We start from the raw sequence: 12,267 nt of genomic DNA, 5'->3' as shown, positions 1-12,267 counted from the left end.
CACGCGCCGGATAGAGGGTCGGGCACGGTGAACTCAACTAGCTATTCTGTCAGATACTGCCCTGCTTTGGACAATCGGACGGACGGGACGACCGCATGCAGATCGAATTCTCGGAGTCCGAGCGCTCCACCGTCGGCATCGAATGGGAGATCGCACTGGTGGACGGCTCCACCGGCGACCTCGTGCAGATCGCCGACGACGTGCTCCGGGAACTCGGAACGCCCGACGGTGAAGAGCATCCGCAGATAACGCACGAACTGCTGCTGAACACCGTCGAGCTCGTCAGCCGGGTGCACAAGACGGTCCCCGCTGCGATCACCGACCTGCAGGAGCTGATCGGCCTGGTCCGAGAGGTGACCGACCCGCTGGGTGTGGAGCTCATGTGCGCGGGGACGCATCCCTTCGCCCAGTGGTTCGACCAGAAGGTGACACCGAACGAGCGCTACGACCGTCTGCTCGACCGCACGCAGTGGTGGGGCCGACAGATGATGATCTGGGGCGTGCACGTGCACGTCGGCATCGACTCGGTGGATAAAGCGCTGCCGATCGTCAACGGCCTGCTCACGTATTACCCGCACCTGCAGGCCCTCAGCGCATCGAGCCCGTTCTGGGCGGGCGCGAAGACCGGGTACGCCTCCAACCGCGCGCTGATGTTCCAGCAGCTGCCGACGGCGGGGCTGCCCTGGCAGTTCGGGACCTGGGCAAACTACGAGGAGTACGTGCAGGATCTGGTGACCACCGGCGTCGTCGAGGACCACTCGGAGGTCCGCTGGGACATCCGTCCGTCGCCGAAGTGGGGCACCGTCGAGATGCGCGCCTGCGACGGGCTATCGACACCGGACGAGGTGGGCGCGGTCGCGGCACTCATCCACTGCCTCACCGACCGGATGGCCGGGCGGCTGGACGACGGCGTGGAACCGGTCACCCTGCAGCCGTGGTTCGTGCGTGAGAACAAGTGGCGCGCGGCCCGCTACGGTCTGGACGCGGAGATCATCACGGCGCCGGACGGCAGCGAGCGGCTGGTCTCCGACTCCCTCCGCGAGCTGGTCGACGACCTGCAGCCGGAGGCCGAACGACTCGGATGCGTCGACGAGCTCGGGACAGTCCTCACCATCCTGGACACCGGCGCGAGCTATCAGCGGCAGCTGGCCGTCGCCGAACAGAACGGCGGGAGCCTGCAGGCCGTCGTGAGCTCGCTGACCCACGAGCTGCGAAGCGGGCTGGGACGCTGAATCCGGGTGATCCCCTGAGTCCGGCAAAGCCCATCCATAGGATCCGCGCGTACCGTATGGGCATGCTCGCTCGACGTCCCCTCGCCGCCGCGGCGACGGCCCTGACCGCCGCCCTGCTGGCGCTCACGGCACTGTCGGGCTGCGCGACGGCAGCCGACCTGGGAGCGGGCGCCGCACCGTCCGCGGATGCCGCCGACTCCTCGAACGCCGACCGCGTGGCCGTGATCGGCGACTCCATCGAGTCGGGCTTGGGCCTGGAGCCGGCCGAAGCATGGCCCGCGTTGGTCGCGGCCAGCAGGGACTGGCGGCTTGACAACCTCAGCGTCCCCGGAGCGGGTTTCGTCGCGCAGGGCTCGGACGGCGACGATTTCTCGGCGCAGGTGGATGCGGCGATCGCTTCCCGCGCCCAGCTCGTGCTCATCGGCGCTTCCGACAATGACCTCGGCACCGACCTCGCGGAGGTCTCCGCAGCCATGCAGAAGTCCGTGGACCGCCTTCGCAGCGAACTCCCCGACGCGCGACTGGTCGGGTTCAACGCCCTCACCGGCCAGGCCAGCGATGCGGACCTTGCACCCTTCGACGCTGCGCTGCGCACAGCGGTCGAGGGCGCGGGTGGAACGTGGCTCGATCTCGGGCAGCCGTACCGCGACAGAGGTGGTCTCGTCCAGGACGACGACGAGCATCCCACCCTGCCGGGCCAGCAGGCGATCGCCGCCGTCGTCGAGTCGAAGCTCAGTACGTGAGGATGCTCCCAGGCGCGACGCCTAGCGTTGTCCGAGTGACGACCCGACGCTCCGCCCGAGGCCTTCTCGCCACCGCAGTCATCTCGGCTGCCGTCCTCGCGACGGCGCTCACGGGCTGCGCCGCCGCCGGCCAGGCCGCCCCGCCGACCGCCGGCATCGCCGCTGCCGATCGCCCCGGCACGGCTGCGGAGACACCCGCTCCGGTCACCGCGGTCGCGATCGGTGACTCGATCGCCATCGGGAACGGCGTCCCCGCCGACGACGCGTGGCCGCTCCTCGTCGCCGACCACTTCGACTGGACGCTGAGCGACTTCGCCGAGAGCGCCGCGGGCTTCACGGTCGAGGGCCTGAACACGCACACCTTCGACGATCAGGTCAGCGCAGCGATCCGGGTGCACCCGGACGTCGTGCTCATCGGCGGCACGCGCAACGATCTGTTCGCTCCGACGTCGACGCTGGAGGCGGCGGCGACGGCCGCGCTGGAGAGGCTGCGCGCCGCGCTCCCCCACGCCCGCATCATCGGAATCGGACCGCTCTGGGGCTCCGATCCGGCGCCCGCTCAGATCGCGGTCATCGACAACACGGTGAAGGCGGCCGTACTCGGCGTCGGGGGCTCCTGGGTGGAGGTCGGCCAGCCGTTCGCCGGTCGGCCCGATCTGGTCCAGAAGGACCGCATCCATCCCACCGTCACCGGCCAGCGCATGCTCGCGGAGGGCATCTCGAACAGGATCCGAGCGCTGCTCTTCCAGCGCTGATCGCGCGGTTACCACCGCAGCGACACGCCCGCGAGTCGAACACAGCGTTTTCGCAGCTTCGAGCGTTTAGCCTCACACCCGTGCGCATCCTCACCCGCCGCCGCTCGCGCCCGCTCGGCACCCGCCCCGCGTTGCTCGCGCCTGTGGCCCTGACGGTCGCTCTCCTGGCCCTGGCCGGATGCGCCAGCACCCCCACCGCCCGGCCCGTCGCCCAGCCGCAGTCGACGGCGATCGCCGCACCCGCAGCCGGCGCCGGGCATCAGAGCACCGAGGCCGTGGACGCTGTCGCGATCGGTGACTCCATCGCCTTCGGCAAGGGCGTCGCTCCCAGTCAGGCGTGGCCCGCCCTCATCTCGGCGGAGCACGGCTGGCGGCTCACCGACCTGGCGGTCTCCGGCTCCGGCTTCGTGAAGCCCGGGTGGAACGGCGCGACCTACCGGCAGCAGGTCGACGCGGCCCTCCGCCTGCACCCCGAGGTGATCCTCCTCGCCGCGACCCGCAACGACCGGGACCAGGACCCGGCCGCCGTCACCGCGAACGCGGATCGGATGCTCCGTGAGCTGCGCGAGAAGTTCCCGGATGCCACGATCGTCGGCATCACCGGCATCTGGGGATCGGACCAGCCGCCGGCGACGATGACCCGCGTCGATGACATCGTCGAAGATGCCGTCCGGGATGTGAACGGCACGTGGCTGGACATCGGATTCCCGCTGGTCGGGCATCCCGACCTGCTCCAGGCGGACGGCATCCACCCGAATGCCGCCGGACAGAAGGTCGTCGCCCGGACCATCGACTCGAAGCTCCGGCCGCTCAACCTCGCACTGTAAGCGAGCGCTGCGCGCTCACGCGCGGGCGCTACCGGGCGCGCCTACCGCCCCAGGAACTTCTGGAGCGCCGCCATCTCGTCCTCCGACGGCCCGCCATCGGCACCGCCCTGAGGCGCGCCGCCGCCCAGCCCGAAGCCGCTGCCGCCGGCCGACGCGCCCGCGGGCTTGACGCCCGAGGTCAGCGCGGCGTTCTCCGCCGCCCGCTTCGCCGGGTTGCCCGAGCGCGAGCCGCTCTTCTTCTTGTTCTTCGCCTGCTTGCGACCGGCATACGACGCGCCGGGAATCGGGCCCATGCCGGGGACATTCGGCACGCCGCCCTTCGCCACCGTCTTCATCATCTTCGCGGCCTGCTCGAACCGGGTCACGAGCTGGTTCACCTCGGTGACGGTGGTACCCGAGCCCTTGGCGATACGCAGACGGCGGGAGCCGTTGAGCAGCTTCGGGTTGGTGCGCTCCGACGTCGTCATCGACTGGATGATCGCCTCGGTGCGGACGATCTCGCGCTCATCGAAATTGTCGAGCTGCTGCTTCATCTGGCCGGCGCCGGGAAGCATCCCCATCATCTTCTTGATGGAGCCCATGTTGCGCAGCTGCTGCATCTGCTTGAGGAAGTCGTCGAGCGTGAAGCTGTCGGTCGCGAACTTCTCGGCGACCTTGCGGGCCTCCTCCTCGTCGAACGCCTCCTGGGCCTGCTCGATGAGGGTCAGGATGTCGCCGAGGTCGAGGATGCGCGATGCCATACGATCCGGGTGGAACGGCTCGAAGTCGTCGAGATTCTCACCGGTCGACGCGAAGATGATCGGGCGCCCGGTGATCGAGGCGACCGAGAGAGCGGCACCACCGCGGGCATCGCCGTCGAGCTTGGAGAGTACGACGCCGGTGAAGTCGACGCCGTCCTGGAACGCCTTCGCCGTCGCGACAGCGTCTTGACCGATCATCGCGTCGATGACGAACAGGACTTCGTCCGGGTCGGTCGCCTTGCGGATGTCCGCCGCCTGCTTCATGAGCTCGGCGTCGACCCCCAGACGTCCGGCGGTGTCGATGACGACCGTGTCGTACTGCTTGGTCTCGGCGAACTTCAGCGCATCCTTCGCCACCTTGACCGGGTTGCCGACCCCGTTGCCGGGCTCGGGTGCGAAGACGGGCACACCGGCCTGCTCGCCGACGATCTGCAGCTGGGTCACGGCGTTCGGACGCTGAAGGTCAGCGGCGACGAGCAGTGGGGTGTGGCCGTCTTTGACAAGCCACTTGCCGAGCTTTCCGGCGAGCGTCGTCTTGCCGGCGCCCTGAAGGCCCGCGAGCATGATGACCGTGGGTGGACGCTTCGCGAACTGGAGGCGACGCTGCTGCCCGCCCAGGATGGCGACGAGCTCCTCGTTGACGATCTGGACGACCTGCTGCGCCGGGTTCAGCGCCTTGTTGACCTCGTCGCTGAGAGCGCGTTCGCGCACCTTCGCGGTGAAGTCTTTGACCACCGGGAGCGCGACGTCGGCGTCGAGCAGGGCGCGACGGATCTCGCGTACGGTGCCGTCGACGTCAGCCGGCGACAGCTTGCCCTTGGTGCGCAGGTTCTTGAAGGTGTCCGCGAGACGGTCGGACAGCGAGCCGAAAGTAGCCATGATGGAGCTATTCTATCGGGCGACGTTGGCTAGGCGCCGCGAACGTCGGTCAGTCGCCCGATGTCAGTCGCCCGATGTCTCGACCGCGACGACGTCGCCGCGCACGTCGAACGAGACGGTCAGCAGCGCGTCGGACTCGTCCGGTGCGATCGAGTAGTCGAAGGTCGCGAAGACCTCGTCCTCGTCGGCGTGGTCCGCCTGAATGACGACGGTAAGGAGTTGGAGGGACCGCAGCACATCGATGGCGATGTCGCCGGAGTTGTAGACGAGGAGGTCGACGAGGCTGTCGCCCAGTTTCTCCACGTGCTCGTCGATGTAGCCGACCGTCGCCGACTGGCGGGAGCTCAGCTCCGCGACCAGTGCATCCCGAGCCCGGGCGTCGAAGCCCTCCAGGGCCTGAATGAGCGCGGCCGCCGAATCGAGCGCGAACTCCGAGACGCTGCTCTCGTCGTCAGCGAGCAGCTCGAGACCGATGCTCTGGTCGCCCAGCTCGACGGTGTCGTCCCACGCGAGACCGCCGCTGGCCGTCTCGTCGATGATGCCGAAGAAATCGTGCTCGATCGCCATGGCGTGACCCTATCCCACCAGCTGCTGCGCGAAGACGTGCGGGGTGAATCCGGTCAGGTCGTTGATCCCCTCGCCCTGGCCGACGAGCTTGATCGGGATGCCGGTCCGCTCCTGGACCGCGAGCACGAAGCCGCCCTTGGCGGAGCCGTCGAGTTTCGTCAGTACGAGTCCGGTGACCCCGGCGTGCTCGAGGAAGGCCTCGGCCTGGGCGAGCCCGTTCTGGCCGGTGGTGGCATCCAGCACGAGCAGAACTTCCGCAATCGGCGACTGCTTCTCGACGACGCGCTTGATCTTCGAGAGCTCGTCCATCAGGCCCCCCTTGGTCTGCAGGCGGCCCGCCGTGTCGATGATGACGATCTCCGTGCCGTCCCGCTTCGCCTTCTCGACCGTCTGGAAAGCGACGGACGCCGGGTCCTGGCCCTGCTGCTGCGGACGCACGATCTCGGCGCCGGCCCGCTCCGCCCACGTCGCCAGCTGCTCGACCGCCGCGGCGCGGAACGTGTCAGCCGCACCGACGACCACCGACCGGTCGTAGGTGCGCAGGAACTTCGCGAACTTGCCGATGGTCGTCGTCTTGCCAACGCCGTTCACACCCACCACGAGCACGATCGCCGGGCGGTCGCTCAGCTTCAGCGTGGTCTCGAACTTCGAAAGGCGCTCTTCGAGCGTCTCGCGCAGCATCCGCTGGAGGTCGGCCGGGTCAGTGGTGTGGTAGCGCTCCACTTTGGCGCGGAGGTCGTCCACGATCGCTTCGGTGACATCCGGGCCGAAATCGGCGGTGATGAGTGCCGTCTCGAGGTCGTCCCAGGTGTCGTCATCGATGGTCTTCTTCGCGAACAGCCCGCGGAGTGCGCCGGAGAGAGACCAGGGGGTGCGATCAGCCATGACTTCAGATTAGCGGGGGCGGATGTACCGTGTGCTCATGTACGCGCTCGTGGGGGTCTCGGCGGAGCTGGCGGAACAGCTGGTGGCCGTCGAGACCGGCGGCGAGGACGCCGTGCACCAGGCGCGAACGCGGGTGAGGCGCCTGCGCAGCATCCTGAGCGTCTATCGACGCGCCTTCGACCGCGAGGCGGAGGGGCGGATGCGCGCCCGGCTGAAGGGTCTGGGCCATCGCCTCGGCAACGTACGCGACCTCGAAGTGCGGGCGCGCGATCTCGCTGAGCTGGCCGCCAGCCAGCAGAACGCCGACGTCGCACAGTCGGTCAGGCGCCTCGCCGACCGGGCGCGCGAGCAGCACGAGCGGGCCCTTGACGACCTGCTGCGCCTGCTCCGCAGCCGCGGGCTCCGGGAGCTGCTGGCCGACCTGCAGCAGTTCGCCGCCGCTCCCCCGCTCAGCGACGCGGGGAGCGCCGATCCGGTGAAGGTCGCGCGGAGAGGGCTGAAGAAGGCCGTACGGCGCGTCCGACGGGACGAAGGGGACACGCTGGAGCAGCGGCACGCGGTCAGGAAGACCTCGCGCCGCATCCGGTATGCCGCCGAGGCGGTGAGCGACGACCTCGGTGACCGCGCCAAGCGGCTGGCCGCAGCAGCGGAGGCGGTGCAGGATGCGCTGGGCGATCACCGCGACCTGGTGCTGCTCGGGCGCCACCTGCGTGAGGCCGCCCCTGACGGCACGCTCGACGCCGTCGCCGCTTCCTGCGAACGGCGCGCGGACGACGCCGTGGCCGGGCTCGACGAGGGGCTGGCCGCGATCGAGTGGTGAGGCGCGCTAGCTGGCCTGCTCCTGCGCCACCCGCTGTCCGACGACGGCGGAAACGCCGTCCTGGCGCATCGAGACGCCGTACAGCGCGTCGGCGATCTCCATCGTGCGCTTCTGGTGGGTGATGACGATCAGCTGACTGTTCTCGCGGAGATCCTCGAAGATCGTCAGCAGCCGCCCCAGGTTGGCGTCGTCGAGAGCCGCCTCCACCTCATCCATGATGTAGAACGGGCTGGGGCGCGCCTTGAAGATCGCGATCAGCAGAGCGACAGCCGCCAGCGACCGCTCACCGCCCGAGAGCAGCGAGAGCCGCTCGATCTTCTTGCCGGCCGGTTTCACCGACACCTCGATGCCGGTGGTGAGGAGATCATCCGGGTTGGTCAGGCTGATGCTGCCCTGGCCCCCCGGGAACAGAACCGGGAAGACGCGCGAGAATGCCGCCTCCGTGTCGGCGAAGGCGGACGCGAAGATGGACTGCATCCTCTCGTCGATGTCCTCGATGATCGTGAGCAGGTCCTTGCGGGTGTTGGTCAGATCGACCAGCTGCTCGCTGAGGAACTTGTGACGCTGCTCCAGCGCGGCGAACTCCTCGAGGGCGAGCGGGTTCACCCGCCCCAGCTGGGAGAGCTTGCGTTCGGCGGCGGCGAGGCGCTTCTGCTGCTGCTCGCGCGCAAACGGGACCGTCTCGACGTCGGGCTCGGGGCCGGAGTCGAAGTCGGGCTCGTTCTGTTCGCCGCGGGCGACATCCACTGGCACAGGCACCTCCGGGCCGTACTCGGCGACGAGCACGTCCTCGACAAGGCCCAGTTCGCTGCCGGCGCGCTCCAGGAGACTGGACAGGTGCAGCTTCTTCTCGTAGATCTGCAGCTCAAGGCCGTGCACCGACTCGGTAATCGCCTGCAGGCGCTCGCGGACGGCGTTCTCGTCGCGGCGCAGGGTCGCCAGCTCCTCGTTCTGGCTGGCCCGCTCCGCCTCTGCGGTCGCGAGTTCGAGGCGTGCCTGCGCCACCGAGCGGTCCACCGACGCGAGGACCGCAGGCAGGGCGGCGATGACGGACTCGGCCGCATCCAGCTGACGACGGCGGATGACCGCGCGACGGGCTGCTTCCTCGGCCGCCGCGCGCTCCGCGTCCAGCCGGCGGGCGAGCGCCTCGCCGCGGGCCTGCTCGGCGCGCACCCGCTCCTTGGCCGTCTCCACTGACAGGCGGGACTCGACCTCGGCTTCGCGGGACGCATCCAACTCGGCCGACAGGGCGTCACGCGCGCTGACGTCCAGGATCGGACGCGGACGCGAGCGCGCCGCCTCCAGTTCGGCCTTTGCCGTGTCGGCCGCCTTCTCCGCCTCGGCGACCCGCTCGCCGGCCTGCTCGAGCGCCCGGCTGAGCCGGTCGAACTCCGCCTGCGACGCTTCGAGCTGCACCTTGAGCCGGTTCAGCTGCTCGGTCTGCGCCGCGAGCTTCGCGTCGAACTCGCGCAGCGTCGTCAGCGCGGCCTGCGACTGCTCCTTCGCCACCTGCAGCACACCGCGCTGCTCGGCGAGGGCGAACGTGGCGCGGTCGATGAGGGAGGTGACCTCCGTCAGCCGCTCGCGTGCCGCCTCCCGGTCGGCGATCAGCTCGATGCGGCTCTGCTTTGCGCCGGACCCGCCACGGAGGACGTGCTCGGTGAGAACATCCCCACTCTTCGTGATGATGGTCACCGGACCGCCGAGCCGGCGGCTGCCGAACACGTCGAACGCACGCTGGGCGGACTCCAGGTCGTCGGCGATGGCGGTGAACGCGAGGATGCCGCGGACACCCTCCGGCGCCTCCACAACGTCGACGGCGGCCACCACTCCCGCGACGCCGGAGAGGTCGACGGAGGCGGCAGGGGCGTCGGCGATGACGACCTCCACCCGGCCCAGGTCGTCGGCCGCAGCGTGCGCGACGGCCGCGCGGGCAGCATCACGATCATCGGCGAGGACCGCATCGGCCAGGGTGCCGAGCGCCGCCGCGATCGCGGCCTCGTGCCCAGGGTGGACGCGCAGGTGCTCCGCCACCAGACCGCGCACACCATCCAGCCGGTCAGCGACCAGGGCCGCTGAGCCGTCCTTCTGGTCGAGGGCCATCGAGAGGGCGCTCGTCCGTGCGGCCAGAGCGTCGCGCTCGCGCTCCAGAGTGTGCAGCTCCTCGCGGAGCCGCTCGATCTCGCCCTCCGCCTCGAAGACCGTCGCCTGGGCGAGCTCGTACGCTTCGTCGAGGTCGCCCTCGCCGATATCCGCGGTGGCGGCCTCGGCCTCACGTGCGGCGAAGTCCGCGCGGGCTCGCTCGCGCCGCTCCGTGGCGGCATCGAGCGCGTTCTGCTGACGCAGCACCTCGCCGCGCACGGCCGCGAGACGCTGGGCTGCGGCCTCAGCCTGGCCGTTCAGCTTCGAGATCTCGAGGTCGTGGCGGGACACCAGCGCGCTCTGGGCGGCGATCTCCTCGTCCACTGCGTCCAGCCGAGCGCGCGCGGCACGGGTGGCGGACTGCGCGGCGATCCATGCCGCCTCCGCCTCGCCCACGACGGTGCGCAGACGCTCGACCTCGTCGCGCGCGTCCTGAACGTTCTGCGGAGTCACGCTGGGACCGGACCCGGGAGCGTCGCCCTGACTGCCGAGCAGGGCGACGCGCTGGTTCGCGAGGGTGAAGAGGCTCCGCAGCCGTTCCTGCACGGATTCGAGGGCGAAGGCCGTGCTGCGAGCCGCATCCACGGCGTCGCCCACCTGCGCCTGTTCCAGTCGGGTGCGCCGCAACTGCTTCTGCTCCAGCTGCTCCTGAAGCACGATCTGCTCGCTGTGCCGCTCCGACTCCGTGCGGCCGTGATCGTCGAGGGTGCGGCGCAGGGTGACGACCTCGTCTGCGAGCAGGCGCGCCCGCGCATCCCGGACCACCGCGGCGATGGACTGCGCCTCCCGCGCGATCTCCGCCTGATGGCCGAGCGGCTTCAACTGGCGCCGCACCTCGCCCGCCAGGTCGCTGAGCCGGGTGAGATTGGTCTGCATCGCCTCCAATTTGCGGAGGGTCTTCTCCTTGCGGCGACGGTGCTTCAGGATGCCGGCCGCCTCTTCGATGAAGCCGCGACGGTCCTCCGGGGTGGCACGGAGCACGGCGTCCAGCTGCCCCTGCCCCACGATGACGTGCATCTCGCGGCCGAGGCCCGAGTCGCTCAGCAGCTCCTGCACATCGAGCAGCCGGCAGGACTGGCCGTTGATGGCGTACTCGCTGCCGCCGTTGCGGAAGAGCGTGCGCGAGATGGTGACCTCGGAGTACTCGATCGGCAGCGCGCCGTCCGAATTGTCGATGGTCAGCTGCACCTCAGCGCGCCCGAGCGGGCCGCGGGTGGCGGTCCCGGCGAAGATGACGTCCTCCATCTTGCCGCCGCGAAGCGTCTTGGCGCCCTGCTCGCCCATCACCCAGGCCAGGGCGTCGACCACGTTCGACTTGCCGGACCCGTTGGGGCCGACGACGCAGGTGACGCCGGTCTCGAAGGCGAACGTCGTCGGCTGTGCGAACGACTTGAAGCCCTTCAGCGTCAGACTCTTCAAGTACACGCAGGCGAACTTACCGGACGTTCACGCGTGCGCCGCGCCGGAGCGCCGCAGTTATGCCGGCGAGCTGGGCGGCCGAGACGACAAGGGAGCGGGCACCGGGATGTGACGGTACATGTTCTCATCGCCGTCCGGGTATCCCAGTCTGCGCAACATGACTACCGCCTTGTCCGGCATGGACTCGCCTCGAAAGTACTCCGAGAAGTGCTGGTCGGCTTCGGCCACGGTGCGGATCTCACACGCTGTCATCAGCGCCCGGATGTCGTCGCTATCCCGACCTTTTCGCGAGGCATTGAGTTTCATTGCCAACAGGGATTCTTGCGTCGCCAAGTCGATCGACAATGTTTCGTCGGAGAGATCCTCGCTTCGGTTCCAGAGCGGATGACCGGCATAGGCCGGATACAGGCCCTGAGCCTGCCGATTGAACCAGTCGTTTGGCCATCGACGCTCTCTTCCGATAGCGGCCGCGATCGCATCAATGGTTTCGGTCGGAACGGCTACCACAGCATCAATATCCATTGTTGCCTCGCGAGCGGCCAGATCGCTGAGAATCATGGCCGAACCGCCGATGATCTTGATCGTTCCCGTCACACCGATCGCCCTCAAATCTTGTCGAATTCGATCGATCGCCCAGACGAGATCATCTCGGCTGAGGGCGCCGTCGACGCCCATCAGACACTCGCCAGGGTCTGGCGGGGAAGGACGACGCCATGCGCGACGAGAACAGGGTCGGTGTCGTCGTAGTCGTCCGCAGCCCAGAGATACCCCAGCGAGTCTTCCGCGATCTCCGCATATCTGCTGTCCGCGGTCACCCACGGCGGGCTCTCGAGTCCCAACTCGGCCAGACGGATTTCGGCGAGCCCGGCGATCGCAGCATCGAAGTGGACGTCGCCGGTCGTGTCGGGCTCAACCGCAAGGCTGAGGGCGGTAGTGAATGCGTTGCCTGCTCTGAGGTCGTCGGAGAATTGGATGAGCCCGCGGAACGCCGAGGCCGAATTCCCGACCTCCAGCCGCGCGCGGATGAAGCGGGCAACGTCAGCGGCGGCATTGATGCGTCCAGGAACCGCCACGAGAGTGACGCCAAGACTGTCAGCCAGAGTCTCCAGGGTGGCGGTCGTCACACTCGCCTTACCGTTCTCGAACCGCGAGATGGCGCTGTGCGCAATTCCCGAACGGGCGGCGACCTCTTTCTGTGTCCATCCCGCTTGCTCGCGCGCCTTTTTAAGTTGAGAACTGAGTGGCATGTCGGACACCC

General features: G+C 69.0%; 11 protein-coding genes. 5 read left to right on the top strand and 6 right to left on the bottom strand.

Features of this window, described 5'->3' with window-relative positions:
* Window positions 1–95 precede the first annotated feature (95 nt).
* The 4 genes from AB4Y74_RS06850 to AB4Y74_RS06835 all read left to right on the top strand — a co-directional run bounded on the left by AB4Y74_RS06850 (window position 96) and on the right by AB4Y74_RS06835 (window position 3,557).
* Window positions 96–1,232 carry a glutamate--cysteine ligase gene (locus tag AB4Y74_RS06850; protein WP_441798364.1) on the top strand — a complete coding sequence of 379 codons (1,137 nt, stop codon included), beginning with the start codon at window positions 96–98 and terminating at the stop codon, window positions 1,230–1,232.
* Between the two features lie 62 nt (window positions 1,233–1,294).
* A complete protein-coding gene (locus AB4Y74_RS06845; protein ID WP_441798363.1) occupies window positions 1,295–1,975 on the top strand; it encodes an SGNH/GDSL hydrolase family protein in 681 nt (226 codons plus the stop codon).
* Between the two features lie 35 nt (window positions 1,976–2,010).
* On the top strand, window positions 2,011–2,730 hold the full coding sequence (locus AB4Y74_RS06840) for an SGNH/GDSL hydrolase family protein (protein WP_441798362.1): 720 nt from the start codon (window positions 2,011–2,013) through the stop codon (window positions 2,728–2,730).
* A gap of 80 nt (window positions 2,731–2,810) precedes the next feature.
* Complete coding sequence (locus AB4Y74_RS06835; RefSeq protein ID WP_441798361.1) at window positions 2,811–3,557, top strand: SGNH/GDSL hydrolase family protein; 747 nt, start codon at window positions 2,811–2,813, stop codon at window positions 3,555–3,557.
* A gap of 41 nt (window positions 3,558–3,598) precedes the next feature.
* On the opposite strand, the gene ffh is transcribed toward AB4Y74_RS06835, so the two are convergent.
* The 3 genes from ffh to ftsY all read right to left on the bottom strand — a co-directional run bounded on the left by ffh (window position 3,599) and on the right by ftsY (window position 6,628).
* Complete coding sequence (gene ffh / locus AB4Y74_RS06830) at window positions 3,599–5,176, bottom strand: signal recognition particle protein (protein ID WP_441798360.1); 1,578 nt, start codon at window positions 5,174–5,176, stop codon at window positions 3,599–3,601.
* A 63-nt stretch (window positions 5,177–5,239) separates the two neighbouring features.
* Window positions 5,240–5,743 (bottom strand): DUF2004 domain-containing protein, encoded by a 504-nt coding sequence (locus AB4Y74_RS06825; RefSeq protein ID WP_441798359.1) that lies wholly within the window; start codon window positions 5,741–5,743, stop codon window positions 5,240–5,242.
* A gap of 9 nt (window positions 5,744–5,752) precedes the next feature.
* Entirely contained in the window at window positions 5,753–6,628 is an 876-nt protein-coding gene (ftsY, locus tag AB4Y74_RS06820) for a signal recognition particle-docking protein FtsY (RefSeq protein ID WP_441798358.1), read from the bottom strand.
* A 37-nt stretch (window positions 6,629–6,665) separates the two neighbouring features.
* Here ftsY and AB4Y74_RS06815 point away from each other — a divergent pair, with 37 nt between their 5' ends.
* Complete coding sequence (locus tag AB4Y74_RS06815) at window positions 6,666–7,448, top strand: CHAD domain-containing protein (RefSeq protein ID WP_441798357.1); 783 nt, start codon at window positions 6,666–6,668, stop codon at window positions 7,446–7,448.
* Window positions 7,449–7,454: 6 nt separating this feature from the next.
* On the opposite strand, the gene smc is transcribed toward AB4Y74_RS06815, so the two are convergent.
* From smc to AB4Y74_RS06800, 3 genes are read right to left on the bottom strand one after another with little or no spacing between them, the layout of a single operon-like run.
* Entirely contained in the window at window positions 7,455–11,015 is a 3,561-nt protein-coding gene (gene smc / locus AB4Y74_RS06810) for a chromosome segregation protein SMC (RefSeq protein ID WP_441798356.1), read from the bottom strand.
* Window positions 11,016–11,066: 51 nt separating this feature from the next.
* A complete protein-coding gene (locus AB4Y74_RS06805) occupies window positions 11,067–11,684 on the bottom strand; it encodes a hypothetical protein (protein ID WP_441798355.1) in 618 nt (205 codons plus the stop codon).
* A complete protein-coding gene (locus tag AB4Y74_RS06800) occupies window positions 11,684–12,256 on the bottom strand; it encodes a helix-turn-helix domain-containing protein (protein ID WP_441798354.1) in 573 nt (190 codons plus the stop codon). Before AB4Y74_RS06800 ends, AB4Y74_RS06805 begins: the two co-directional genes overlap by 1 nt.
* Window positions 12,257–12,267 lie beyond the last annotated feature (11 nt).

This window comes from Leifsonia sp. RAF41 (genome assembly GCF_052114085.1).
In the GTDB taxonomy this organism is placed as follows: domain Bacteria; phylum Actinomycetota; class Actinomycetes; order Actinomycetales; family Microbacteriaceae; genus Leifsonia.
The sequence above is the reverse complement of the archived record's forward strand: the minus strand, read 5'-3'. Positions and strand labels throughout refer to the sequence as shown.